Origin of the sequence: Arenivirga flava (assembly GCF_030161575.1) — a bacterium.
Classification (GTDB): Bacteria; Actinomycetota; Actinomycetes; order Actinomycetales; family Microbacteriaceae; genus Arenivirga; species Arenivirga flava.
The window spans coordinates 1546435-1570385 of record NZ_BSUL01000001.1 but is presented as its reverse complement, the minus strand read 5'-3'; the positions used below and the strand labels follow the sequence as shown (position 1 = coordinate 1570385).

Annotated in this window: 21 protein-coding genes and 3 pseudogenes; 16 read left to right on the top strand and 8 right to left on the bottom strand. The window is 71.8% G+C overall.

Going from position 1 to position 23951, the window contains the following annotated elements; all coding sequences use genetic code 11:
• Window positions 1-37: 37 nt before the first annotated feature.
• Complete coding sequence (locus QQK26_RS07600; protein ID WP_284231664.1) at window positions 38-2629, top strand: glycosyl hydrolase 53 family protein; 2592 nt, start codon at window positions 38-40, stop codon at window positions 2627-2629.
• 117 nt (window positions 2630-2746) lie between these two features.
• Here the strand turns inward: QQK26_RS07600 and QQK26_RS07595 are convergent, their stop codons facing one another.
• Window positions 2747-4075, bottom strand: coding sequence for an NtaA/DmoA family FMN-dependent monooxygenase (locus QQK26_RS07595; protein WP_348520047.1), 1329 nt, complete (start codon window positions 4073-4075; stop codon window positions 2747-2749).
• A gap of 242 nt (window positions 4076-4317) precedes the next feature.
• On the opposite strand from QQK26_RS07595, the gene glmU reads away from it, so the two are divergent.
• Both glmU and QQK26_RS07585 read left to right on the top strand, forming a co-directional pair.
• Complete coding sequence (gene glmU / locus QQK26_RS07590) at window positions 4318-5751, top strand: bifunctional UDP-N-acetylglucosamine diphosphorylase/glucosamine-1-phosphate N-acetyltransferase GlmU (RefSeq protein WP_284231663.1); 1434 nt, start codon at window positions 4318-4320, stop codon at window positions 5749-5751.
• A 36-nt stretch (window positions 5752-5787) separates the two neighbouring features.
• The gene (locus QQK26_RS07585; protein ID WP_284231662.1) at window positions 5788-6765 is read left to right on the top strand and encodes a ribose-phosphate diphosphokinase; all 978 of its coding nucleotides are present in this window, start codon (window positions 5788-5790) and stop codon (window positions 6763-6765) included.
• A 54-nt stretch (window positions 6766-6819) separates the two neighbouring features.
• Here the strand turns inward: QQK26_RS07585 and QQK26_RS07580 are convergent, their stop codons facing one another.
• The gene (locus QQK26_RS07580; RefSeq protein WP_284231661.1) at window positions 6820-7185 is read right to left on the bottom strand and encodes a hypothetical protein; all 366 of its coding nucleotides are present in this window, start codon (window positions 7183-7185) and stop codon (window positions 6820-6822) included.
• Window positions 7186-7219: 34 nt separating this feature from the next.
• Between QQK26_RS07580 and QQK26_RS07575 the strand changes: the two genes are divergently transcribed.
• Window positions 7220-8071 (top strand): fumarylacetoacetate hydrolase family protein, encoded by an 852-nt coding sequence (locus tag QQK26_RS07575; protein ID WP_284231660.1) that lies wholly within the window; start codon window positions 7220-7222, stop codon window positions 8069-8071.
• Window positions 8072-8077: 6 nt separating this feature from the next.
• Here the strand turns inward: QQK26_RS07575 and QQK26_RS07570 are convergent, their stop codons facing one another.
• Complete coding sequence (locus tag QQK26_RS07570; protein WP_284231659.1) at window positions 8078-8620, bottom strand: MarR family winged helix-turn-helix transcriptional regulator; 543 nt, start codon at window positions 8618-8620, stop codon at window positions 8078-8080.
• A 133-nt stretch (window positions 8621-8753) separates the two neighbouring features.
• Between QQK26_RS07570 and QQK26_RS07565 the strand changes: the two genes are divergently transcribed.
• From QQK26_RS07565 to QQK26_RS07550, 4 genes are all read left to right on the top strand, one after another.
• The gene (locus QQK26_RS07565) at window positions 8754-9074 is read left to right on the top strand and encodes a hypothetical protein (RefSeq protein ID WP_284231658.1); all 321 of its coding nucleotides are present in this window, start codon (window positions 8754-8756) and stop codon (window positions 9072-9074) included.
• Window positions 9075-9323: 249 nt separating this feature from the next.
• Window positions 9324-10316 (top strand): tripartite tricarboxylate transporter substrate binding protein, encoded by a 993-nt coding sequence (locus tag QQK26_RS07560; protein ID WP_284231657.1) that lies wholly within the window; start codon window positions 9324-9326, stop codon window positions 10314-10316.
• Window positions 10313-10825, top strand: coding sequence for a tripartite tricarboxylate transporter TctB family protein (locus QQK26_RS07555; protein ID WP_284231656.1), 513 nt, complete (start codon window positions 10313-10315; stop codon window positions 10823-10825). The genes QQK26_RS07560 and QQK26_RS07555 overlap by 4 nt, the downstream gene beginning before the upstream one ends.
• Complete coding sequence (locus tag QQK26_RS07550; RefSeq protein WP_284231655.1) at window positions 10822-12450, top strand: tripartite tricarboxylate transporter permease; 1629 nt, start codon at window positions 10822-10824, stop codon at window positions 12448-12450. The genes QQK26_RS07555 and QQK26_RS07550 overlap by 4 nt, the downstream gene beginning before the upstream one ends.
• Window positions 12451-12786: 336 nt before the next feature.
• Here QQK26_RS07550 and QQK26_RS07545 read toward each other — a convergent pair.
• A pseudogene (locus QQK26_RS07545) lies at window positions 12787-13272 on the bottom strand (FadR/GntR family transcriptional regulator); the annotation flags it as partial.
• A gap of 178 nt (window positions 13273-13450) precedes the next feature.
• On the opposite strand from QQK26_RS07545, the gene QQK26_RS07540 reads away from it, so the two are divergent.
• Together QQK26_RS07540 and QQK26_RS07535 are read left to right on the top strand one after the other, a co-directional pair.
• Complete coding sequence (locus QQK26_RS07540) at window positions 13451-14830, top strand: GntP family permease (RefSeq protein ID WP_284231654.1); 1380 nt, start codon at window positions 13451-13453, stop codon at window positions 14828-14830.
• Window positions 14831-14869: 39 nt separating this feature from the next.
• The gene (locus QQK26_RS07535; protein ID WP_284231653.1) at window positions 14870-16408 is read left to right on the top strand and encodes a gluconokinase; all 1539 of its coding nucleotides are present in this window, start codon (window positions 14870-14872) and stop codon (window positions 16406-16408) included.
• Window positions 16409-16728: 320 nt separating this feature from the next.
• Here QQK26_RS07535 and gndA read toward each other — a convergent pair whose 3' ends face one another.
• On the bottom strand, window positions 16729-18177 hold the full coding sequence (gene gndA, locus QQK26_RS07530) for an NADP-dependent phosphogluconate dehydrogenase (RefSeq protein WP_284231652.1): 1449 nt from the start codon (window positions 18175-18177) through the stop codon (window positions 16729-16731).
• 150 nt (window positions 18178-18327) lie between these two features.
• On the opposite strand from gndA, the gene QQK26_RS07525 reads away from it, so the two are divergent.
• Window positions 18328-18645, top strand: coding sequence for a putative quinol monooxygenase (locus QQK26_RS07525; protein WP_284231651.1), 318 nt, complete (start codon window positions 18328-18330; stop codon window positions 18643-18645).
• Between the two features lie 21 nt (window positions 18646-18666).
• On the opposite strand, the pseudogene QQK26_RS07520 reads toward QQK26_RS07525, so the two are convergent.
• Window positions 18667-19026: pseudogene (locus QQK26_RS07520) on the bottom strand (FadR/GntR family transcriptional regulator); the annotation flags it as partial.
• A 97-nt stretch (window positions 19027-19123) separates the two neighbouring features.
• Window positions 19124-19354 (bottom strand): annotated as a pseudogene (locus QQK26_RS16470) (GntR family transcriptional regulator); the annotation flags it as partial.
• Between the two features lie 301 nt (window positions 19355-19655).
• Between QQK26_RS16470 and QQK26_RS07515 the strand changes: the two are divergent.
• The 5 genes from QQK26_RS07515 to QQK26_RS07495 all read left to right on the top strand — a co-directional run bounded on the left by QQK26_RS07515 (window position 19656) and on the right by QQK26_RS07495 (window position 23467).
• The gene (locus QQK26_RS07515; protein ID WP_284231650.1) at window positions 19656-20216 is read left to right on the top strand and encodes a TRAP transporter small permease; all 561 of its coding nucleotides are present in this window, start codon (window positions 19656-19658) and stop codon (window positions 20214-20216) included.
• A gap of 19 nt (window positions 20217-20235) precedes the next feature.
• Window positions 20236-20439 (top strand): hypothetical protein, encoded by a 204-nt coding sequence (locus QQK26_RS07510; protein ID WP_284231649.1) that lies wholly within the window; start codon window positions 20236-20238, stop codon window positions 20437-20439.
• Window positions 20436-21554, top strand: coding sequence for a TRAP transporter large permease (locus QQK26_RS07505; RefSeq protein ID WP_284231648.1), 1119 nt, complete (start codon window positions 20436-20438; stop codon window positions 21552-21554). Before QQK26_RS07510 ends, QQK26_RS07505 begins: the two co-directional genes overlap by 4 nt.
• 41 nt (window positions 21555-21595) lie before the next feature.
• On the top strand, window positions 21596-22603 hold the full coding sequence (locus QQK26_RS07500) for a TRAP transporter substrate-binding protein (RefSeq protein WP_284231647.1): 1008 nt from the start codon (window positions 21596-21598) through the stop codon (window positions 22601-22603).
• A 153-nt stretch (window positions 22604-22756) separates the two neighbouring features.
• Window positions 22757-23467 carry an NAD(P)-dependent oxidoreductase gene (locus QQK26_RS07495; RefSeq protein ID WP_284231646.1) on the top strand — a complete coding sequence of 237 codons (711 nt, stop codon included), beginning with the start codon at window positions 22757-22759 and terminating at the stop codon, window positions 23465-23467.
• Window positions 23468-23541: 74 nt separating this feature from the next.
• Here the strand turns inward: QQK26_RS07495 and QQK26_RS07490 are convergent, their stop codons facing one another.
• Window positions 23542-23949, bottom strand: coding sequence for a FadR/GntR family transcriptional regulator (locus QQK26_RS07490; protein WP_284231645.1), 408 nt, complete (start codon window positions 23947-23949; stop codon window positions 23542-23544).
• Window positions 23950-23951: the final 2 nt, after the last annotated feature.

Below are 23951 nucleotides of genomic sequence, written 5' to 3'. Positions count from 1 at the left end.
GCACGGCACGGATCAACGGAGATCGAGAGGAAGCAACGTGCAGAGGAAGCACATCGCGGCGGGAGCGCTCGTCGCAGCGCTGCTCGCGACGGGGGCGGCGGCGCCGGCCGCGGCGGCCCCGACAGGACCGGTCGAGGCCGGCATCACGGTGCAGGCGGTGCCCGGACTGGGCGACGACTTCATCAACGGCGTCGACGTCTCGAGCGTCCTGTCGCTCGAGGCATCCGGCGTCGTGTTCCGCGACGCCGAGGGCAGGCCTGACGACCTCTTCGCCGTCCTCGCCGCGTCGGGCGTGACGGATGTGCGCGTGCGCGTCTGGAACGACCCCTACGACCCCGAGGGCCGCGGTTACGGCGCGGGCACCGTCGACGTCGCCCGAGCCGTGACGATCGGCGAGCGCGCCACGGACGCCGGCCTGAACGTGCTCGTCGACTTCCACTACTCGGACTTCTGGGCCGACCCGGCCAAGCAGAAGGCGCCGAAGGCCTGGCAGTCGTTCTCGGTCGACCAGAAGGTCGAGGCGGTGCGCGACTTCACGACCGACTCGCTGGAGCGCTTCCGGGAGGCCGGAGTGGCCGTCACGATGGTGCAGGTCGGCAACGAGACGAACAACGGCATCGCCGGCGTGACCGGATGGGCGGACATGGCCCGCATCTTCGCCGCCGGTTCCGAGGCGGTGCAGGAGGTGCTGCCCGAGGCTCGGGTGGCCCTGCACTTCACCGACCCGCAGACGCCGGGGCGCTACGCCTCGATCGCGAAGGAGCTGGCGGATCGCGGCGTCGACTACGACGTCTTCGCCACCTCGTACTACCCCTTCTGGCACGGCACCCCCGAGAACCTCACCGCGGTGCTCGGTGAGATCGCGAGCACCTACGGCAAGGAGGTGCTCGTCGCCGAGACCTCATGGGCGCGCACTCTCGAGGACGGCGACGGCGCGGTCAACGTCATCGCCGGCCCCGAGCTCGTCGACGCCTACCCGGTGAGCGTGCAGGGCCAGGCGATGGCCGTGCGCGACGTGATCGCCGCGGTCGCCGCGGTCGGCGACGCCGGCATCGGCGTGTACTACTGGGAGCCGGCATGGCTGCCGGTCGGCCCGCCCGAGCAGGTGGAGCAGAACCGTCTGCTGTGGGAGCGGGACGGGTCCGGCTGGATCACCTCGGCCGCCGCAGACTACGACCCCTTCGACGTCGAGAACACCGACAACGGCTCCGGCTGGGACAACCAGGCGCTGTTCGCCGCCGACGGCCGCGCGCTGGAGTCGCTGCGCGTCTTCGAGTACGCCAGGACGGGCGCGGTGTCGCCGCGAGCCGTCGCCCGGGTCGAGTCCACGACGATCACGGTGACGGAGGGGCAGCCGATCGAGCTGCCGAGCACCCTGGAGCTGCTCTGGAACGACGGCACCCGCGAGGAGTCGCCGGTCACCTGGTCGTCGGCCCTCGAGTGGATCGACGGCCCCGGCGAGTACACGATCCCGGGCCGCACGGCCGAGGGATCCGCCGCGGCCGCGACCATCACCGTGCTGCCGTTCAACCACCTGACCGACGGCGGCTTCGAGCAGGGCGGGAGCGCCTGGTCGAGGACCGGCGATGCGCTGACCGTCGGTTCGTGGAACGACCCGCGCACCGGCGCCCGGTCCGCGCACTTCTGGGCGGCGTCGCCCTTCTCGTTCTCGTTCGAGCAGACGGTGACCGGGCTCGAGCCCGGTCGCTACACGGCCACCGCGGCGCTGCAGGGCGCCTCGTCGGTCGGCGACCTCGCGACGATCGCGCTGAGCGACGGCACGACGACGACGCAGGCCGCCTTCCGGGCGACCGGCTTCCTCGGCTGGTCGACGCCCGAGACGGATGCGGTGGAGGTCGGCGAGGACGGCTCCCTCACCGTGCGCATCGCCGCGTCGCTGCCGGCGGAGGCCTGGGGCACGATCGACGACGTCGCCCTCGTGCGCGTCGGCGCGGCGACACCCGCCGACACGGCTCCGCTCGCCGCCGCCGTCACCCGCGCCGAGGGGGTCGACCGTGACGGTGCGACGGAGCAGTCCCTCGCTGCGCTCGACGAGGCGCTCGCGATCGCCCGGGTCGTGCTCGCCGCCGACGCGCCGACGCAGGACTCCGTCGACCGCGCCCTGGCGCAGCTCGAGACCGCGATCGACGGCGTCGAGCAGCCGGAGCAGCCCGGTGACCCCGAGCAGCCCGGCAACCCGGGTCAGCCCGGTGACCCGGGCCAGCCCGAGCAGCCCGCCGCCGACCCGACCGTCGCGCTCTCGGTCGGCACGGTCACCGCGGGCGGCCGCCTCGAGGTGAGCGGCACCGGCTTCCAGGCCGGCGAGCTCGTCCAGGTGTGGCTGCACTCCGAGCCGACGCGCATCGCGGTGCTCGCGGCCGATGCGTCCGGCGCGCTGCGTGGCACCGTCACCATCCCGGCGTCGACCGAGGCGGGCCAGCACCGCATCGAGCTGCGCGGTGCCGCCAGCGGCAGCGCGTGGGCCGACCTCACGGTGCGCGCGCCCGCATCCGCTGCGCTCGCGAGCACGGGCGCCGACGTCGGCGGCGTCGTGACGATCGCGGGCCTGGCGCTGCTGCTCGGCGCCGGTCTCGTCACCGCGACGGTGGTGCGCCGCAAGCGCGCCTGACGACGAGCGGAAGTGCGGACGGGCCGGGCGTCGCGGCGCCCGGCCCATTCCGCATCCGCTCGGCTGACGACCGACCGGCGTCCGACCGACGTCCGGTCGACGAGCGACCGGCGACGCTCAGGCGTCGCGGAAGGCGCCCCGCCAGCGGGCCGCCGGGTGGCGCGGGTCGATGCGCGCGGAGCCGGTGAGCCGCTCGCGGAGGCCCCCGGTGCGTACTCGCGCTTCGCCAGGCCGCGCTCCTGCAGCACGGGGACGACGTGGTCGACCCACTCGTCGTAGGTGCCCGGCAGCGTCGCGTTGGCGAGGTTGATGCCGTCGACGCCGGCGCCGCGCAGCTCGTCGAGGTGGTCCGCGATCTGCTCCGGGGTGCCGACGACGCGCGGGTGGCGTCGGGCGGCGAGCCTGGCCAGGTCGGCGACCGTCGCGTCGCGGTCGGTGACCATCCTGATCATCGACTCCAGCGTCGTGCGGTTGCCGTTCGTCACGATGTCCTGGAGCTTCGTCTCCGGCGGGTACGCCACGCCGTCCTCCTGCCGCACGCCCATGTTCGCGTGCAGCAGGAAGCCGGACTCGCTCGCGAACTCCTCGAGCTCGCGCTCCTTGCGCCGCGCCTCCTCCTCCGTGCTGCCGATGATCGGGGTGAGGCTCACGAAGCAGTTCACCGAGTCGGCGTCGCGGCCCTGCTCCACGGTGAGCGCCCGGGTGTCGTCGATGATCGAGCGGGTCATCTCGAGGGTGCTGCCGCCCACGAACTGCGCCTCGGCGTGCCGTGCCGCGAAGCGGCGACCGGCGGGGAGGAGCCCGCCTGGAAGAGGTAGGGGTGCGCTGCGGCGACGGGGCGGAGAGGTGCGGCCCCTCGACGGCGTAGAACTCGCCGCGGTGCCCGATGCGGTGCACACCGGCCGGGTCGCTGAAGACGCCCGATTTGTCGCGCACGACGGCGTCGTCGTCCCAGGAGCCCTCCCACAGCTTGTAGACGACCTCGAGGTACTCCTCCGCCTGGCGGTACCGCTCGTCGTGGTCGGGCAGCCGGTCGAGCCCGAAGTTGCGGGCGGCGTTCTCCTGGTAGCTGGTCACGATGTTCCACGCCACGCGGCCGCCGGAGAGGTGGTCGAGCGTGGAGACGCGGCGGGCGAACTCGAACGGGTGCGCCTGCAGGATCGAGCTCGTCATCGCCAGCCCGAGGTGCTCGGTCGAGCCGATGAGCGCCGCGAGCAGCACCGACGGGTCGTTGTTCGGCAGCTGCAGGCCCTCGGCGGCGTTGACGTCGAGTGACCCGCCGATGGGGCCGTAGGTGCCGACGACGTCGGCGAAGAACATGGCGTCGAAGCGGCCGCGCTCGAGCGTCCTCGCGATGCCCTGCCAGAAGGCCAGCGTCTCGAACTCCTCGTAGCGGGCGTCGGGTCGGCGCCACTGGCCGTGCTGGATGTGCGACGGCGTGAACATCACGAAGGCGTTGACGAGCAGGGGGCGGGTGCTGCGGTCGGTCATGCGCGGTGAGCCTCTCCGGTACGGTCGGGTGCTGCTGCCGGAGCCGGGGCCCGGCACGGCGCCTCCGGCAGCGTATGCGCCGGGCGACGTCCGTCGTCGGCGGAGGTAGCACTTCGTCATGCGCGACGGGCGGCCGGGTGCGCGGCGCGGGCGGTTCCTGAACGCGGCCGCTGCCCCGCATCCGCCAGACTGGGGCCATGACCGATCAGCGCCTCGCCGTCATCGTCCTCGCCGCCGGGCAGGGCACCCGGATGCGATCCGCCACCCCCAAGGTGCTGCACCGCATCGCGGGCGTGCCCATGCTGGGCCACGTGCTCGCGACGGCGAGCGCGCTCGACGCGGAGCACGTCAGCGTGGTCGTGCGGCACGAGCGGGAGCGGGTCGCCGCCTACGTCGCCGAGACGCACCCGGACGTGGCGCTCGTCGACCAGGACGAGGTGCCCGGCACCGGGCGCGCCGTGCAGCAGGCCGTCGAGGCGCTGCCGGACGGCTTCTCCGGCGACGTGCTCGTGCTCAACGGCGACGTGCCGCTGCTCGACGCGGCCACCCTGGCCGAGTTCATCGCCGCGCACCGCCTGGCCGAGACGGCCGCGACGTTGCTGAGCGCGCATCCGCTCGACGCCACCGGCTACGGCCGCATCGTGCGCAGCGAGTCCGGCGGTCTCGACCGCATCGTCGAGCACAAGGACGCGAGCGACGACGAGCGTGCGATCGGCGAGGTCAACGCCGGCGTCTACCTCTTCCGCCTCGCCGATCTGCGCGGCCCGCTCGGCGCGCTCGAGGCGCAGAACGCGCAGGGCGAGCGCTACCTCACCGACACCGTCGGCCTGCTGCGCCAGCGCGGCGCGCTCGTCGACGCCCTGCCGGTGGCCGAGGACTGGCTGGTCGGCGGCGTCAACGACCGGGCCCAGCTCGCCGAGGCCGGCAAGCGCCTCAACGCGCTCATCGTGCGCGGCTGGCAGCTGGCGGGCGTGACGATCCGCGACCCCGAGACCACCTGGATCGACCGCGCCGTGCGCCTCGAGCCCGACGTCGAGATCCTGCCGAACACGCAGCTGCACGGCGCCACCGTCGTCGAGCGCGGCGCGGTCGTCGGCCCGGACACGACGCTGCTCGACACCGAGGTCGGCCAGGGCGCGACGGTGCGGCGCACGGATGCGACGCTCGCCGTCATCGGCGCCGGCGCCACGGTCGGCCCCTGGGCCTTCCTGCGCCCCGGTACGCAGCTGGCCGAGGGCGGCAAGATCGGCACTTTCGTGGAGACGAAGAACGCCGTGATCGGCCGGAACAGCAAGGTGCCGCACCTCTCCTACGTGGGCGATGCGGAGGTGGGGGAGGGCTCGAACATCGGTGCCGGCACCATCACCGCCAACTACGACGGGGTGAGCAAGCACCGCACCACGGTGGGCTCGCACGTGCGCACCGGCTCGCACAACGTCTTCGTCGCTCCGGTTAGGATCGGAGACGGAGCCTATACGGGCGCCGGCACGGTCGTCCGCAAGGACGTCCCGTCCGGGGCCCTCGCCTACAACGCGGCTCCGCAACGCAACCGGGACGGATGGGTCAGCGCCAACCGCCCCGGGACCGCCGCCGCTCGGGCGGCGGAGCAGTCCGACACCCCTGTGGACTGAACAGGCAACGCCGCGCAGCGGCAGAGAGCGGGAGCAGTGTCCGGCATCCAGGCCGTGAACAAGAAGCAGTTGGTGCTCGTCTCCGGACGCGCGCACCCCGACCTGGCCGACGCCGTCGCGGCTGAGCTGAACAGCGAGGTGCTCCCCGCGAGCGCCTACTCGTTCGCGAACGGCGAGCTCTACGTGCGCTTCAACGACAGCGTGCGCGGCACCGACGCCTTCGTCATCCAGTCGCACGCGGCGCCGATCAACGAGTGGCTCATGGAGCAGCTGATCATGGTGGACGCGCTCAAGCGCGCCTCCGCCAAGCGCATCACCGTGGTCGCGCCCTTCTACCCCTACGCGCGGCAGGACAAGAAGCACCGCGGCCGCGAGCCGATCTCGGCCCGCCTGGTCGCCGACCTCTTCAAGGCCGCCGGCGCCGACCGCATCATGAGCGTCGACCTGCACGCCCCGCAGATCCAGGGCTTCTTCGACGGCCCCGTCGATCACCTCTTCGCCATGCCGGTGCTCATGGACCACATGAAGAAGGTGCTCGACAGCGACATCCTCACCGTCGTCTCGCCCGACATGGGCCGCGTGCGCGTGGCCGACGTGTGGAGCGACAAGATGGGCGCCCCGCTGGCGATCATCCACAAGCGCCGCGACCCGCTCGTGCCGAACCAGGTCTCGGTGCACGAGATCGTCGGCGACGTGAACGGCCGCGACTGCCTCATCGTCGACGACCTCATCGACACCGGCCGCACCATCGTGGCCGCGGCGAAGGCGCTGAAGGACAACGGCGCGCGCAAGGTCATCGTCGCCGCCACGCACGCGGTGTTCAGCGACCCGGCCGTCGAGATCCTCAACTCGGACCACGTCGACTCGGTCGTGGTCACCGACACCCTGCCGCTGCCGCCCGAGAAGCGCTTCGAGAAGCTGACCGTGCTGCCGATCGCCCCGCTGATCGCCCGCGCGATCCACGAGGTGTTCGAGGACGGCTCGGTCACCTCGATGTTCGACGGCAGCGCCTGAGCGCACCGCCTCGCAGGAGCGCCCGGTCCCGGATGGGATCGGGCGCTTCGCGCGTCAGGCGTTCGTGCGCGGCTCGGGCAGGTCGGTCGGCAGACCGGGGATGAGGCCGAGCGGAGCGAGGTGGTCGCCGCCGTAGCTGCCGGCGCTGTAGCACTGCCAGCCGGGTCCGCCCCGGCCGAAGAGCTCGAAGGCGGCGCGGGTGCCCTCGGCCTGGGGCGCGGAGATGCTGCCGATGATGGCGCAGGCGCGCTGCGCGTTGCGCTCCGCCTGCAGGACGGTGCCGCCGGCGACCGGCACGACGAGCGCGGCGAGGGCGACGTAGACCACGAGGCGCACGAGGCGCTTGCGGCGGGCGCCGAAGGGGCGCCGGTCCTCCTCCGAGACGGCCTCGCGCAGTTCCGGGGGCAGCTCGTCGTTCATCGCAGCCAGTCTCGCACGCGGGTACGCTCGCACCATGCGTCTTCAGCGACTCGGCCCCGTCGGCTCCGAACGCCCGGCGGTGCAGGTCGACGGCGTCGCCTACGACCTGGCCCAGCTCACGAACGACTTCGACGGCGACTTCTTCGCGGCCGACGGCCTGCGACGGGTGCAGGACCTCCTCGACGCCGGCACGCTGAAGCCGATCTCGGGTGCCGAGCACCTGCGGGTCGGGCCCCCGATCGCGCGCCCCGGCAAGATCGTCTGCGTCGGACTCAACTACCGGGATCACGCCGCCGAGACCGGGCAGTCGGTGCCGGACGAGCCGATGGTGTTCATGAAGGACCCGTCGACGATCGTCGGGCCGAACGACGACCTGGTGATCCCGCGCGGCAGCAGCAAGACCGACTGGGAGGTGGAGCTGGGCGTCGTCGTCGGCCGCACCACCCACTACCTCGAGAGTCCCGAGGTCGCGATGGAGCACGTCGCCGGCTACGTGCTGGTCAACGACGTCTCGGAGCGCGAGTTCCAGAAGGAGCGCGGGGGCAGCATCGACAAGGGCAAGAACTGCGCGACCTTCGCGCCCCTCGGCCCCTGGTTCCTCTCCCGCGACGAGGTGGCCGACCCCCAGGCGCTGCGGTTGACGACGACCGTCAACGGCGAGCCGCGCCAGGACGGCACGACGGCCGACATGATCTTCGGCGTGGCCCACATCGTCTGGTACCTGTCGCAGTTCATGCCGCTGCACCCGGGCGAGCTCGTGCTCACGGGCACCCCGGCCGGCGTCGCGCTCGGCATGGCCGAGCCGGCGTTCCTGCGTGCGGGCGACGTGGTCGAGTTGACCGTCGACGGGCTGGGTGCCACCCGGCAGCGCTGCGTGCCGGCCTGAGCCGGTTCAGGCCCCCGCGGGCGACCGCTCGCCGCCCCGGGGCTCGGGCGCGTCCTCGGCCGCGCCGCGGTCGACGGCCTCCGTCATCTCCCGCAGGAATCGCGCGACCACGGCGCGCTCGGAGGGGTCGAGTCGCTCCGCGGCGGCCATCATCTCGTGGTGCATCCGGTCGAGCGTCCCGCGCACGCACGCGTCGCCGTGCTCGGTGGTGCGCAGCACGACGGAGCGCCGGTCCTCCGGGTTGGCCTCGCGCACGACGTGCCCCGCGCGCACGAGTCGATCGATGAGCGCGGTGACGGATGCGGTGGAGATGCGCAGCAGCTCGGCCAGCTCGCGGGCTACGGGAGGACGCCCCTTGGCCCAGGACTGCAGCAGGAAGCGCATGGCGCGCAGGTCGTTGTCGCCCATCTGCATGGATTCGCGGCTGCGGCGCTGCATCCGCTCGTCCGCCGCGCGATAGCGCCGGAACAGGTTGAGCACGTCGACGGCGCCGACCCGGCCCTCGTCGTACCAGTAGCCGGAGGACGTGTAGGTGGCGGTGGCCGGCATCGGTGCTCCTCGTGACTCGGGCGCTTGATGAGCGCACCGCCATCATAAAGCCTTGGACTGCTCATTACTAGACAAGCTAGCTAAAGCCGTGCATAATCACTTCCGGAAGCGAACGATGCATGACGGGAGCAGCATGGACATCGCGGTCGACCGCAGGGCCTCGTGGCGCGAGGTCGAGCCGGAGTTCGCCGTCGGTGAGATCGACGGCAACTTCGCCGGCACGATCGAGCACCGGGGCGGCGAGTACCTCGCCACCACCGGCCTCGGTGAAGCGCTCGGCGCCTTCGCGAGCGCCTCGGAAGCACAGGTCGCGCTGGAGCGGGCGGCCGAGCGGGCCGGCGTGCGCGAGTACGGACGTCGCGATGTCGCGCTCTCGAAGATCATGGCGGTTGCGGCCTCATTCGCCGCCCTCGCCGTGACGACGAGCTCGCTGGCGGCGCTCGTCGTCCACTGAACCTCGTGCCGGTCAGGGGTGGCCGGCACGATGCGCGCTTCGGGAGCGCGCCCGCCGGACGGTCGGGGTAGGGGTGCCCTGGCCGTCCGGCCTCTTCATGCTGCCCGCGGAGCCCGCGCGACGACGCGGATCCGCCCGCGCCGCATCCGACTTGCCATCGTCGCCGTTTTCCTAGATCGTATATGAAAGAGAATCCGGCGACGGCGCCGCAGCGCGCCCGAGCGACGACCACGACACGATGGAGTGCCCGTGCCCGCACGTGACCCCCGCAAGCTCCGACCACGCCGCGCCGCGCTCGCCGCCGGCACCGCGGTCACCGCATTGCTCGCAACCGGATGCGCCTCGAACGACGCGCCCGAGGCCGAGTACCGCGCCGACGGCACGATCCGCGTGGTCGTCGCCATGGCCGCCGGCGGCGGCAGCGACCGCTCCGCACGCGCCGTCTCCGGCGCGCTGAACGGCAACGACGCCGGCTACTCGACCGTGGTCGAGAACCGCGAGGGCGGTGGCGGTGCGGTCGGCTGGTCCTACTTCTACGGGCTCGCCGGCGAGCCGCAGCACCTGCTCGTGGCCGAGACCGCGCTGCACACGCTGCCCCGGCAGGAGGGCGTCGATCTGCCCTTCACCTACGAGGACTTCACCCCGATCGGCATGTTCGCCGAGGACAGCCGCCTCGTCGTCGCGCCTGCCGACTCGCCGTACGACAGCTGCGCCGAGCTCATCGAGGCGAGCGCCGACGAGCAGCTCTTCTCGGGCGTCAGCGGCACCTACGGGGCCGATGGCATGGTGCTCACGCGACTCGAGCAGGCCGGCCTCGAGGCCAACCGGGTGCCGTTCGGCTCGTCCGGCGAGGTCGTCACCGCCATGCTCGGCGGCCTGCTCGACCTCGCGCCGGCCAGCGCCGCGAGCGTCAAGGGATACATCGAGAGCGGCGACTTCAAGGGGCTCTGCACCCTGTCGGAGGAGCGCATCGACGACGAGGTGATGGGATCGATCCCCACCGCGCTCGAGCAGGGCGTCGAGAACGGCACGGTGCTCATGTGGCGCGGCGTGCTCGCCCCCGGCGACCTCAGCGAGCAGGCTCGCGACTACTGGGTGGAGCAGCTGCGCAAGGCCGTGCAGCAGGATGCCTTCGCCGACTACATGGAGGCCGACATGCTGACCCCCAAGGAGCTCTACGGCGACGAGTTCGCCGCCTACCTCGACGAGTACGACGAGGACATCGCGGGGTACTTCGGATGAGCGCCGCCACCACCCGGCGCGCCCGCCGCTCCGTGCTGATCGCCTACGCGATACTCTCCGCCGTCGGCGCCGCCTTCTTCCTTTTGTCGTTCCAGTACGACTTCAGCGTGCGCGGCGGACTCGTCGGCCCCGGCTTCCTGCCTCGGATCGCCGGCGGCGCGCTCGCCGTCATCGGCCTGCTGCTCGTCGCGCAGGAGCTGCGCAGCGGCTCCGTGCTCAAGGGCGACTCCGGATCGGACGAGGCCGCCGAGCGCATCAGCCGCAGCACCGCGATCAAGCTGGTGGCCGTCTTCGCCGGCATCACGATCGCCCTGCTGGTGACCCCCGTCATCGGGCTGCTGCCGGCCTTCACGCTGCTCGTGCTCGCGCTCATGCTGTTCGTCGAGCGCATGCCCGTGCTGCCGTCGATCCTCATCGCCGTCACCGCCGGTGTCGTCGCGCACCTGCTGTTCGGTGTCGCGCTGCAGGTGCCGCTGCCGTACGGCGTCCTCGAGGGGGTGCTCGCATGATCGAGAACATCATCCTCGGCTTCGAGCAGGCCCTCAGCCTCGAGAACCTCGTCTGGTGCTTCGTCGGCGTGCTGCTCGGCACCATCATCGGCCTGCTGCCGGGTCTCGGCTCGGCCACGGGCGTGGCGATCCTGCTGCCGCTCACCCTCGCCTTCGATCCGCTCACCGCGCTCATCATGCTCGCGGGCATCTACCACGGCTCGCAGTACGGGGCCACGATCACCGCCATCCTCATCGCCACACCGGGCGAGGCGTCGTCCGTGGTGTCGACCCTCGACGGCTATCAGATGGCCCGCAAGGGCAGGGCGGGGCCCGCGCTCGCGATCTCCGCGCTCGCCGCCTTCGCCAGCGCCTTCGTCACGGTCCTGCTGCTGTTCGGCCTGGCGCAGGCCTTCGCCGACATCGCGCTGGGCTTCGGCCCCGTCGAGCTCATGGCGATCATGGCCCTCGGTCTCGCCACGATCTCGGTGTTCTCGGCCGGCAACGTGCTGCTCGGCACCGGCATGTGCCTGCTCGGCGTGCTCATCGCCTGCATCGGCATCGACATGGGCACCGGCGTGGCGCGCTACACCTTCGGCAACGTCGACCTCTTCTCGGGCGTGCCGCTCGTCGAGGCGATGATCGGCCTCTTCGCCGTCGGCGAGCTGCTCAACCAGCTCGACAAGGGCGCGCCCAAGCCGATCCGCGCGCGCTTCCGCGACCTCATCCTCACCAAGGAGGACCTCAAGCGGGCGACCCCGTCGACCTTCCGCGGCATGGCGATCGGCTTCGTGCTCGGCATCCTCCCGGGCGCAGGCTCGACGCTCGCGTCGTTCATGTCGTACGGCGCCGAGAAGCGGTTCTCGAAGCACCGCAAGAAGATGGGCACCGGTCAGATCGAGGGCGTCGCCGGTCCGGACGCGGCCACGAGCGCGGCCGCCAACGGCGCCTTCGTGCCCACGCTGGCCCTCGGCGTGCCCGGCGGCGCGACCACGGCCATCCTGCTCGGCGCGTTCCTCATGTACGGCATCACGCCCGGTCCGCTGCTGTTCGACAACGAGCCCGAACTGGTCTGGGGCCTGCTGGTGTCGTTCCTCATCGGGCACCTGCTCCTGCTGCTGCTCAACCTGCCCCTCGCGCCGGTGTTCGCGCAGCTGCTCCGCCTCAAGTACGGCTACCTCTACCCGTTGATCATCTTCACCTCGTTCGTGGGCGCCTTCGCCATCTCGAACAACATGTTCAGCCTGCTGCTGGTGCTCGTCTTCGGCGTGATCGGCTACCTGCTGAAGCGGATGAACTTCCCGCTCGCGCCGCTGGTGCTCGGCCTGGTGATCGGTCCGCTGTTCGAGAAGTCGCTCGTGCAGTCCTCGGCGCTCGGCGCCGGCGACCTCGTCGGGATCGTCGCGGCCAGCCCGACGGCGCTCGTCATCCTCGCGATCGCCGCGCTCATCCTGCTCGGTCCGCCGCTGTTCAACCTCGTGCGGGGCAAGGGCCTGCGCGGGGCGGGCATCGACGAGTCGGCGCTGGAGGCCATCCAGGCCGACGTCGGCGCCGAGGACGACGCGCAGGAGCGAGCGGATGCGATCGCCGGCTCCGGCGACCGCGTCGACGCCGATCGGCGCGGCCGCGACGACCCGCGCGCCTGAGCGCAGGGGAGGGCGCGGTGCCGGTCGGTGCCGCCCCCTCCGTCGTCCGGACGGTGCTGCCGTGCGCCGCGGAGGACTCCGCAGTGCGCGCGGACGGCGTCCTGGCGGGTGCGCTGGGGGCGGCGCGGGCTCAGCGCTCGGCGCCGGTCGCCGCCTCGCGCGCCTCGTCGATGATGCCGCGCACCGCGGCCTCCGCGCCGTCGCCGTCGCCGTCGGCGATGCAGCGGGCGACCCGGCTGTGCAGGTCGAGCGCCGCCGGTCGCGGATGCGCGGGGAGCGCCCGAGCCGCGTGCGGCCCGCGAGCACCTCGCCGATGACGTCGCCGAGCACCCCGGCGAACATGTCGTTGCCGCTGGCCCGCAGCACCAGCCGGTGCAGCTCGATGTCGGCGCCGAGGTAGTCGTCGCTCACGCCGAGGCCTCGATCGCCGAGCTCGCGGAGGCGGGCGGCGAGGGCCAGGATGCGCTCGCGCTGCCGGTCGTCGGCCCGCAGCGCCGCCTGACGCGCGGCGATCGGCTCGATCGCCTCGCGCAGCTCCATCAGTCCGAGCAGCTGCTCCTCGCGCCCGGGCCCCGCGAGGTTCCAGCCGATGAGCCGCAGGTCGAGGGCGTTCCACGCCTCGCGAGGCTGCACGGTCAGGCCGACCCGGCGCCGCGAGTCGACGATGCCCATCGATTCGAGCACCCGCACCGCCTCGCGGACCACGGTGCGTGACACCGCGTGGCGCTCGCGCAGGTCGGCGATCGTGAGCACGGTGCCGGGCCGCAGCTCGCCCGAGGCGATGCGCGGGCCGAGGTCGTCGAGCAGCTCGTCGTGGAGCATCCGTTCCTCCTGGCCGGGCGGCCGGGCGGGTTGGTCGTGCGCGGCTCGCCCAGTCTATCGAGCCCGATGCCCACCCGTTTGGAAAAGTACGACCATTCGTGGCAAGGTTCCTTTCGACCCGCGCACCTCCCGCGCGACGCGAGCCCTCGGCGCACCGCCGACGATCGATGGAGATCCCATGACCGACGAATGGACCCAGACCCTTCCAGCGAGCACGCTGCTGCTCATCGCCGCGGGGGCCATCGCGCTCATCCTCGTGCTCATCATGCGCTTCCGGCTGCACGCCCTCCTGACGCTGATCATCGTCTCGCTGCTCACCGCGGTCGCCACGGGCGTGCCGCTCGAGCGGGTGGTCGGCGAGGTCACGGGCGGCGTGGGCACGACGCTCGGCACGGTCGCGATCCTGATCGCCTTCGGCGCCATGCTCGGCAAGCTCATCGAGCACAGCGGCGGAGCGAAGGTGCTCGCCGAGAGCCTCGTCAACCTCTTCGGCGAGAAGCGGGCGGTGCTCGCATTGAGCCTCGCCTCGCTCGCGATGGGCTTCCCGATGTTCTTCGACGCCGGCCTCATCGTCATGCTGCCGGTCATCTTCGCCGTCGCCCGTCGCCTCGACGGCAACGTGCTCCGCTACGGCATCCCGGCTGCGGCCGCCTTCTCGGTCATGCACGTCTTCGTGCCGCCGCACCCCGGCCCCGTCTCGGCGACCGAGCTGTACGGCGCGAACCTCGGCGTCGTGCTCCTCATCGGCCTCGTGCTCGCCGTGCCGGTGTGGTTCGTCTCCGGTTTCCTGTGGGGGCGTTTCGTCGGCATCCGCTTCCCGCTGCCCGTGCCCGAGCTCTTCGGCAGCTCCGAGGACGACTCGACCATGGCCCCGCCGCGCGTCGGAACCGTCGTCGGCGTGCTGCTCCTGCCCCTCCTGCTCATCTTCATGAACACCGGCCTGACCGCGCTCGCCAGCGTCGGCGCCGTCGACGGCGAGGCCACCTGGGTGAAGGCCCTCGTCATCCTCGGCACCTCGCCCGTCGCGCTGCTGATCTCCGTGCTCGTCGCCATGATCGTGCTCGGTACGCGCCGCGGCGAGAACGGCACCGCGCTCGAGAAGCTGCTCGACTCGTCGCTCGGCCCCATCTGCTCGGTCGTGCTCATCACCGGTGCGGGCGGCGGCTTCGGCGCCGTGCTCCGCGCCTCCGGCATCGGCGACGCGCTCGGCGACACGCTCACCGACCTCGGCCTGCCCCTCATCGTCGCGGTCTACGTCGTCTCGGCGCTCCTGCGCGTCGCGCAGGGCTCGGCGACCGTCGCCCTCGTCACGACCGCCGGCCTCATGGCGCCGGCGGTGGCGGCCGCGGGCCTCAACCCCCTGGAGCTCGCCGCCATCGTGCTCGCCACCGCGGCCGGATCGGTCTTCGCCAGCCACGTCAACGACTCCGGCTTCTGGCTCGTCGGCCGCCTGATGGGCGTCGGTGTCGGCACCACGCTGAAGACGTGGACCGTGCAGCAGACCATCCAGTCCGTCACGGCGTTCGGGCTCGTCGCCGTGCTGTTCGTGCTGGCCTGATCATCGAGTCGATCATCTTCGAGGGCGAGGACCACTGACATGAGCGCAGAACGGCCTGCCACGGCCGACATCGTGATCGGCGTCGACATCGGCACCACCGCGACGAAGGCCGTGGCCTTCGGGCTCGACGGCGAGGAGCTCGCCAGCGCCTCGGCGGGCTACCCGCTGCTCACGCCGCACCCCGGTTACGCCGAGCAGGATCCGGATGCGATCCTCGCCGCCGTCCGCGAGAGCGCGCGCGACGTGGTTGCCCAGGTCGGCGCCGAGCGCGTGGCCGGACTCGCGTTCAGCTCGCAGATGCACACCCTCATCGGGCTCTCCCACGACGGGGTGCCGCTCACCCCGTCGACCACGTGGGGCGACACCCGCGCCGACGTGCAGGCCGAGCGGATCCGCGCCAGCGCGGGCGGGCTCGCCCTGCACCGGCGCACCGGCACGCCCGTGCATCCGATGTCCCCGCTCGTGCGACTGGCCTGGTACAACGAGCAGGAGCCGAAGCTGTGCGAACAGGTCGCCTTCTGGTGCGGCACGAAGGAGTACGTGCTGCTGCACCTCACCGGTGCGCTCGTGATGGACCACTCCATCGCGTCGGCGAGCGGCCTGCTCGATCTGGCCTCGCTGCAGTGGGACGGCGAGGCGCTCGGCATCGCGGGCGTGCTGCCCGAGCAGCTGCCCGAGCTCGTGCCGACCACGCAGGCGCTGCCGTTGAGCGGCGCCTCGGCCGACGCGCTCGGCCTGCCCGAGGGCACGCCCGTCGTCGTCGGGGCCGGTGACGGTCCGCTCGCGAACCTCGGCGTCGGCGCGGTGCGGCCCGGCATGGTCGCCTGCTCGCTCGGCACCAGCGGTGCGCTGCGCGTCGTCGTCGACCGCCCGGTCGTCGATCCGCTCGGCCGGGTGTTCTGCTACGCGCTCGCCCCGGGCCTCTGGGTCGTCGGCGGCGCGATCAACAACGGCGGCGTCGTCATGAAGTGGGCGCTCGAGGCGCTCGCCCCCGACCTCGGCGACGACGGCGAGGAGCAGCTGCTCGAGCTCGCGGCCACCGCGCCCGTGGGTTCCGGCGGGCTGCTCATGATGCCCTACCTGCTCAGCGAGCGGGCGCCGCGCTGGAGCTCGCTGCCGCAGGGGTCCTTCGTGGGCCTCACCCGCGCGCACCGCCGCGAGCACCTCGTGCGCGCGGTGCTCGAGGGCGTCTGCCTGCAGCTCTCGCTCGTGCTCGAGTCGATGCGCGCCTCCGGGCTCGAGATCACCGAGATCCGGGCGACGGGCGGCGTGACGCGCAGCCCGCTCTGGCGTCAGATGCTGGCGGATGCGCTGGGCACGCCCATCGACCTGGCCCACGGTCAGGAGGGCTCCGGCTACGGCGCCGCCATCCTCGGCATGCAATCGCTCGGCCTCATCGACTCGATCGAGGCCGTCGCCGCGCGCGCCGAGGTCGAGACCACCGTGCGCCCGGACCCGGCCTCGGCCGGCGTCTACGCGCAGCTGCGGCCGGTCTACTCCTCCCTCTACGACGCCCTCGTGCCGACGTTCGGCGCCCTCAAGCGCCTCGCTCCTGCGCTGCCGCTCGACCGGGACTGAGCCCCGGCCTGCTCGCAGCCTCGACTGCTGGGTTGCTCGCAGCCTCACCCACCGGCCTGCTCGCAGCCTCACCCACCGGGTTTGGGGCGCTTCGGCGACAGTGGGGCATGCGCCCGCGCGCCCCAGTGTCGTCGAAGCGCCCCGAAGCACTGGCGGATGCGTCTGACGAGGCCGAGCCGGCGCGCGACCGCGGAGCCGAGCCCGCCCAGCCCCGCGCACGACGGAGGAGCGGAGCCGAGCCCGCCCAGCCCCGCGCACGACGAAGGGGCGGGGCCGAACCGGCCCCGCCCCTCCGCTCGCCCCGTGGGGGCCGGCCGTCGTCAGTGGCTGTCGACGGCGCTGATCTCGCTGCGGTCGCCGCTCCACAGCGTGTGGAACGTGCCCTCCTTGTCGACGCGCTTGTAGGTGTGCGCGCCGAAGAAGTCGCGCTGGCCCTGCACGAGCGCGGCGGGCAGCCGCTCGGCGCGCAGGCCGTCGTAGTAGGCCAGCGACGAGCTGAAGGCCGGGGCGGGGATGCCCGCCTGGGTCGCGGCGACGACCACGCGACGCCAGGCCTCCTGGCCGCCGACGAGCACCTCGCGGAAGAACGGCGCGGTCAGCAGTGCGACCAGCTCCGGGTCCTCGGCGTAGGCCTCGGTGATGCGGTTGAGGAAGCGGGCGCGGATGATGCAGCCGCCGCGCCAGAGCTTGGCGACCTCGCCCTTCTCGATCTCCCAGCCGTACTCCTGCGCACCGGCGATGATCTCGTCGAAGCCCTGCGAGTAGGCGACGATCTTCGAGGCGTAGAGCGCCAGGCGCACATCCTCGATGAAGGCGTCGGCATCGTCGACGGCCCAGGCGGCCTCGGGGCCGGGCAGATCGCCTGCGGCGGCGCGCTGGGCCGGCTTCGACGACAGCGAGCGGGCGAAGACGGCCTCGGCGATGCCCGAGACCGGGATGCCCAGGTCGAGCGCGCTCTTGACGGTCCAGGCGCCGGTGCCCTTGGCGCCGGCCTGATCGAGGATGACGTCGACCAGCGGCTGGCCGGTCTCGGCATCGACCTGACGCAGCACCTCGGCCGTGATCTCGATGAGGTACGACTCGAGGTCGCCGCGGTTCCACTCGGCGAAGACGTCCGCGATCTCGGCCGGGCTCTTGCCGGTGCCACGGCGGATGAGGTCGTAGGCCTCGGCGATGAGCTGCATGTCCGCGTACTCGATGCCGTTGTGGATCATCTTCACGAAGTGGCCGGCGCCGTCGGTGCCGACGTGGGTCACGCACGGCTCGCCCTCGGCGACCGCGGCGATGCCCTCGAGGATCGGTCCGAGGGTCTGCCACGCCTCGGCCGAGCCGCCGGGCATGATCGACGGGCCCTTGAGCGCGCCCTCCTCGCCGCCGGAGATGCCGGCGCCGACGAAGTTGATGCCGGTCTCGCGCACGGCCTTCTCGCGGCGGATGGTGTCCGTGAAGAGCGCGTTGCCGCCGTCGACGATGATGTCGCCCGGCTCGAACACGCGGGTGAGCTCGTCGATCACGGCATCGGTGCCGCGACCGGCCTGCACCATGATGATGGCGGTGCGCGGGGTGGTGAGCGAGGCGGCGAACTCCTCGTAGGTCTTCGCCGGCACGAACTCTGCCTCGGGGTGCTCGCTGAGGAGCGTCTCGGTCTTCTCGTACGAGCGGTTGAACACCGCCACGGTGTTGCCTTCGCGGCTCGCGAGGTTCCGGGCGAGGTTCGAGCCCATCACGGCGAGGCCGATCACGCCGATATTTGCCTTGGCTTGCGACACGGTTGCTGCTCCTGTTCGACGGGGGTGGGGATCCCGGGATCAGACTAGGGGACCGGGCCGAGCGCAGGCCGGGACGAGTCGCCGGGTTAACCGTTTCCACCACCGGTAGTGTGGAGACGAGTCCCACTCGCCGCACTTCGAAGGAGAGGCATGTCCGAGCCCATCAACGTCACCGCGATCTTCCGCCCGCTGCCCGGCAAGCGCGAGGAGGTGCTGGCCAACCTGCGCGTCGCCATCCCGCTCGTGCACGAGGAGGAGGGATGCGAGCTGTACGCCATCACCGATGCGCCCGACGGCTCGATCGTCATGATCGAGAAGTGGACGAGCGCCGAGCTGCTCGACGCGCACGGTGCCGGCCGGCCGGTCGCCGACCTGAACGTCGCGAACGACGGGCTGCTCGCCGCTCCGGTCGAGGTCACCCGCCTGGTGCCGATCCCCGTCGGCGACGCCGTCAAGGGCGCGCTCTGACCTGACGGTCGCCGGCGCGGCTCAGTCCGAGCCGGCGGCCAGATCGGCCAGGATGCGCTCCGCGGCCTCGTGCATGTGCTGCCGCAGGAAGAGACGTCCGGCCTCCACGTCGCCGCGCTCCAGCAGCGCCACGATCGGCGCGTGCCGGTCGTGCGACATGTTGGTGAGCGCGTTGACGCTGCCGGCTGCGGTGATGGAGGCGCGGGCGAGGCCGCTGACGCTCTGCCAGGCGCCGTAGAGCGTCGCATTGCCGCTGAGCCGGCAGAGGGCGCGGTGGAAGAGCAGGTCCGCCTCGAGCTTCTCGGGCAGGGGCACCGCGGGGTCCGCGAGCGGGGCGAGCAGCGCGCGCAGCTCGGCGACGATCTCCCCGGTCGTCGCGGCGGCAGATCTCCTCGAAGGCGAGCGCCTCGAGCGCGGCGCGCACGCTGAAGATGTCGTGCACCTCCTCCGCCGTGACCACGCGCACGGTCAGCCGACCGCGGCTGTCGGCCTGCAGCAGCCCCTCCTGCTGGAGGTGCCGCAGCGCCTCGCGCAGGGTGCCGCGGCTCACCGAGAGCGCCTCGCTGAGCTCGATCTCGGCGAGGTGCGTGCCCGGAGGCAGCTGCCCGTCGGCGATCGCCTCGCGCACTCGGGCGAGCGTGAGCTCGCGGAGCGTCTTCCTGTCGACGTTGCCGATCGTGCTGAGCGCGCTGACCCTGCTGGCTGCCATGATCCCTTCCGTGCCGGCCGTCCCCGGTGCCGTGCGCTTCGACTCTAGACGCAGGACGTCGAGGTGCTCGATTGTTGACAGTTCAACCCGCGGCGTGCTGCAATGACCGCAGCTCGCATTAGGCCTTCCTAGGTGAACAAAGTGGAATCGGTTACACTTGCTTTTCGCGGCGCTCGAGGCCGGCTCGATCACGGCTCAGTCCCTCCGTCGGAGGGATTGACGCGGCCGGCCCCCTCCATCATCATCGGGTAACGCCAGATGGTCAGACCAAAGTCTAACGGAATGGCCGAGGGACCCCCTCATGAATCGCAAAGGAGCGATCATCAGCATCTCGACCGTGGTCGACAAGGTCCTCGCGGCCCTCGACCGAACCCTGCAGATCGCGGGCATCCTCCTGCTTTTGACGGTGGTCTTCGCCGTCACCTGGCAGGTGATCGCCCGCTACGTCACCTCGACGCCGTCCGCGTGGACGAGCGAACTGGCCTCGTACGCCTTCGTGTGGCTCGCGATGATCGCGATCGCACTCGGCGTGCGGCGCGGCCGGCACATGCTCCTCGACATCTGGGAGTTCGTCCCCTACCGCCGTTGGCTGGTCCGTACCGTCGACACCCTCGCCGCGCTGGTCGTCGTCGGCGCCCTGGCCGCGCTCGTATGGTTCGGCCTCGAGGCGCTCGGCCCGGCCTGGCGCCGCACGATGCCCGGCCTCGGGCTGCCCATGGGCTGGGTCTCGCTCGCCGTGCCCGTGGGTTGCGCGTTCTCGCTGCTCTTCGCGATCGAGGCGTGGTGGAGGACCTTCCACGCCGAACGGGGGAGGACCCGCTGCAGGCCAAGGTCCTGTTCCAGCCCGACGACGTCATCGTGATCAAGGGAGAGCTGTAACCATGGGTGCTTGGCTGCTCGGCAACTTCGGCGTGGCGATGCTGCTGCGCGTCCCCATCGGCTTCGCGCTCGTCGCGGCGTCCTTCGTGGCGCTGGTGCTGGTCACCGACGTGCCCCTCACGATCGGTCCGCAGCGCATCATCGCGGGCATCACCCCTTCCCGCTGCTCGCGATCCCGCTGTTCGTCCTGGCCGGTGCGGTCATGAACGAGGGCGGTATGACGAAGCGGATGCTCGATCTGGCGGACTCGATCGTCGGCGGCCTGCGCGGCGGCATCGCTCAGACGACGGTGCTCAGCTCGCTGTTCTTCGGTGGCATCTCGGGATCAGCCGTGGCGAGCGTCTCGAGCCTGGGCCGCATCCTCATCCCGGCGATGAAGCAGCGCAAGTACCGCCCCGAGTACGCCTCCGCGGTGATGGCCGCAGCCCCGGTGGTCGACCCGATCATGCCTCCGAGCATCACGATGATCGTCTACGGAGTGGTCAGCGGCACCTCGATCGGCGCGCTGTTCTTTGCCGGCATCGTGCCCGCGGTCCTCTACGTGCTGATGCTCATGGTCCTGATCCACTTCACGGTGAAGAGGCTCGGCTTCACCAAGGAGGCGATCGCGATCGCGCAGGACAAGGCGCGCATCGGCATGACGCCCAAGGAGGACCGTCCGAAGTTCCTGCCGTCGCTGTGGAAGGCGCTGCCTGCGCTGCTGCTGCCGGTGCTCATCCTCGGCGGCATCCGCTTCGGCGTCTTCACCCCCACGGAGGCTGCCGCGATCGCCGTGGTGTACGCCCTCGTGGTCGGCTTCGCGGTGTACCGGGAGCTCAGCATCAAACGGCTCGTCTACGCGCTCGCCGACTCGACGCTCATCGTGGGCCTCATCATGCTCGTGCTCTCGGCTGCGCAGATCTACTCGTGGGCGCTGACCTCGGGCCTCGTGCCGCAGATGGCCGCCGAGGCGATCTTCACGATCACCGAGAACCCGATCGTCCTGCTGCTGCTGATCAACGCCGTACTGCTCGTCGTCGGCATGTTCATCGAGGCGAACGCGGCGCTGATCATCCTGACCCCGATCCTCTACCCGGTCGCCACCTCTATGGGCGTCGATCCGGTGCACCTCGGCATCATCATCGTCGTCAACCTCAGTGTCGGCCTGCTGACGCCGCCGGTCGGCATCGGGCTCATGCTCTCCGCAGAGCTCGCGAAGGTGTCGATGGTGAAGGCGATCAGGGCGGTGGCCCCGTTCCTCATCGCCGGCATCGCGTTCCTGCTGCTCATCACGTTCGTGCCGCAGATCTCCCTGTTCCTGCCGAACCTGCTGCTCGGCTGACCCCGACCATCCCCTGCAGTTCACGACACAAGGAAGTGATCATGAAGAAGAAGCGCATCATCCTCATCGCCGGCCTCGCCGCCGGAGCCATGGCCCTCACCGGCTGCACCGGCGGCGGCGGAGGAGGCGGGGGCGGCGCCGAGGCCGGCGAGCCCGTCACGCTCGTCCTCGGCCACGCCGGCAGCGAGACCGACCCCCGCCAGACGGCCGCTCTCCGGCTCGCCGAGCTCGTCGAGGAGGCGTCGGACGGCGACATCACCGTCGAGGTGCACGCATCGTCGACGCTCGGCACCTGGGAGGAGATGATCGAGGGCCAGCAGCTCGGCACCATCGACATCGTCATCGAATCGCTGCTCTCGCTCGAGACGTACAGCGACCTCGCGAGCGTCGAGACCACACCCTTCCTCTACGACGGCGAGGACCAGTTCTTCGAGGTCTGGGACGGCGAGCTGGGCGACGAGATCAAGACCGCGATCACCGACGCTACCGGATACGACATCCTCGGCAACCTGTACCGCGGTCCGCGCGAGCTCACCACGAAGGAGCCGGTGACCGAGCTCGGCGACGTGGACGGGCTGACCATCCGCACCCCGAGCGCGAACACGATGCTCGCCACCTGGGAGGCGCTGGGCGCCCGCGCCGAGGCGCTGCCGTTCAACGAGGTCTACTCGGCGCTCGAGTCGGGCGTGCTCGACGGCCAGGAGAACCCGCTCGACGCGATCCTGTTCAACTCCATCCACGAGGTGGCACCGAACATCGCCCGGACGAGCCACATGTACGCGAACTACCACTTCCTGTACTGGGGCGAGGCGCTCGCCGGCCTGCCCGAGGAGTACCAGGCGATCATCCGCGACGCCGCGGACCAGGTCGGCGAGGAGTACACCGCGGACACGATCGCGAGCTTCGCGGACTACGAGCAGCAGCTCGTCGACGGCGGCGCCGTGTTCAACGACATCACCGACCGCGACGCGTGGGTCGAGGCCACCCAGGGCATCCGCGACGGCCAGCCGGAGCAGGTACGCGAGTGGATCTCGCGCATCCAGGGCTGACGTGATGGCCGACCCCCGACCCGATGTCCGCTTCATCGGGGTCGGCGCCATCGGTCTCCCGATGGCGCAGCGATTGCAGGCCGCGGGGTTCGCCGTGACCGGGGTGGAGCCCGGGAGGCCGCGCGCGATCGCGCGGCCTCCTCCGGACTCCCCGTGGTCGCGGCGCTCGCCGAGGCGCCGGCCTCGCCGGTGACCGTGGTCATGGTGGCTACCGCCGAGCAGCTGACCGCCGTGGTCGACGCGGCCCTCGAGGGCGACGTCGAGCACCAGCTCTGGATCGTCATGAGCACGGTCGGCCCGGATGCGGTGCGCCGCGACGGCGCGCGCCTCGAGTCCGCGGGTGCCTGGCTCGTCGACGCCCCCGTCACAGGCGGCGTCACCGGCGCCCGGGCTGCCCGGCTGCGGATCTTCGCCGCCGGCCACGAGGACGACCTCACCGCGGCGCGATCCGTGCTCGAGGCGCTGGGCACCCCGGCGACCGTCGGCGCATCGCTCGGTGCCGGCCAGGCGGTCAAGGTGATCAATCAGCTGCTCTGCTCGGTGCACCTCGTGGCCGCCGCCGAGGCCGTGGCGCTCGCCGAGGGCCTCGGGCTGGACGCGGCGGCGGTGCTCGACCTCGTCGGCGCCGGCGCAGGCGCCTCGTGGATGCTCGGCGACCGGGGCTCGCGGATGCTCGCCGAGCCTGAGGAGGTCTCCAGCACGGTGGGCATCTTCGTGAAGGACAGCGGTCTCGTCGCGAGCGCCGCGGAGTCAGTGGGGATCGACCTCCCGGTGCTCATCGCCGCACGCGACCGCTTCGCCCTCGCCGCCGAGCGCGGCTGGGGGAGCGCCGACGACTCTCAGGTGGTGCAGACCTACCGCTAGTCGCAGGCACGGATGCGGGTGGTCGGCGGGCGCGCCGGCCGCCCGCATCCGCTCGTCCGGCCCGCCGGGCGGGCTCAGTCGGCGATGCGGCCCAGGGCCCAGAAGCTCTCGATGTGCTCGCGGACGGCGCGCGAGGCCGCGTCGGCGTCGCCGGCGACGATGGCGGCGAGGATGGCCCGGTGCTCGGAGCGCACCGTCTCGGCGGTGCGCTGCCAGTCCTCGAGCGTCGCGTAGGCGTCGATCATCTGGCGGTTGATGGCGCCGCGAAGCGAGCTCATCAGATGCCCGGTGAGCAGGTTGCCGCTCGATGCGGCGATGCGCACGTGGAAGGCGGCGTCGAGACGGTTGAAGTCACCCGTGCCGATGCCGGGCCGGTCCATCTCGTCGAGGATCGCCGCGAGCTCCGCATGGTCCTCGGCGCTGGCGTGCAGCGCCGCCTCGCTGCAGCTCCAGGTCTCGAGCGCGAGGCGGGTGCGCAGCACGT

What these genes read in the sequence shown, in the direction of transcription:
- QQK26_RS07595 (WP_348520047.1), bottom strand. Translation starts at nt 4,075, where the DNA reads ATGTTCACGCCGTCGCACATCCAGCACGGCCAGTGGCGCCGACCCGAC.
- glmU (WP_284231663.1), top strand. Translation starts at nt 4,318, where the DNA reads ATGACCGATCAGCGCCTCGCCGTCATCGTCCTCGCCGCCGGGCAGGGC.
- QQK26_RS07580 (WP_284231661.1), bottom strand. Translation starts at nt 7,185, where the DNA reads ATGAACGACGAGCTGCCCCCGGAACTGCGCGAGGCCGTCTCGGAGGAG.
- QQK26_RS07575 (WP_284231660.1), top strand. Translation starts at nt 7,220, where the DNA reads ATGCGTCTTCAGCGACTCGGCCCCGTCGGCTCCGAACGCCCGGCGGTG.
- QQK26_RS07570 (WP_284231659.1), bottom strand. Translation starts at nt 8,620, where the DNA reads ATGCCGGCCACCGCCACCTACACGTCCTCCGGCTACTGGTACGACGAG.
- QQK26_RS07565 (WP_284231658.1), top strand. Translation starts at nt 8,754, where the DNA reads ATGGACATCGCGGTCGACCGCAGGGCCTCGTGGCGCGAGGTCGAGCCG.
- QQK26_RS07555 (WP_284231656.1), top strand. Translation starts at nt 10,313, where the DNA reads ATGAGCGCCGCCACCACCCGGCGCGCCCGCCGCTCCGTGCTGATCGCC.
- QQK26_RS07550 (WP_284231655.1), top strand. Translation starts at nt 10,822, where the DNA reads ATGATCGAGAACATCATCCTCGGCTTCGAGCAGGCCCTCAGCCTCGAG.
- QQK26_RS07540 (WP_284231654.1), top strand. Translation starts at nt 13,451, where the DNA reads ATGACCGACGAATGGACCCAGACCCTTCCAGCGAGCACGCTGCTGCTC.
- QQK26_RS07535 (WP_284231653.1), top strand. Translation starts at nt 14,870, where the DNA reads ATGAGCGCAGAACGGCCTGCCACGGCCGACATCGTGATCGGCGTCGAC.
- QQK26_RS07525 (WP_284231651.1), top strand. Translation starts at nt 18,328, where the DNA reads ATGTCCGAGCCCATCAACGTCACCGCGATCTTCCGCCCGCTGCCCGGC.
- QQK26_RS07515 (WP_284231650.1), top strand. Translation starts at nt 19,656, where the DNA reads ATGAATCGCAAAGGAGCGATCATCAGCATCTCGACCGTGGTCGACAAG.
- QQK26_RS07510 (WP_284231649.1), top strand. Translation starts at nt 20,236, where the DNA reads ATGGGTGCTTGGCTGCTCGGCAACTTCGGCGTGGCGATGCTGCTGCGC.
- QQK26_RS07505 (WP_284231648.1), top strand. Translation starts at nt 20,436, where the DNA reads ATGAACGAGGGCGGTATGACGAAGCGGATGCTCGATCTGGCGGACTCG.
- QQK26_RS07500 (WP_284231647.1), top strand. Translation starts at nt 21,596, where the DNA reads ATGAAGAAGAAGCGCATCATCCTCATCGCCGGCCTCGCCGCCGGAGCC.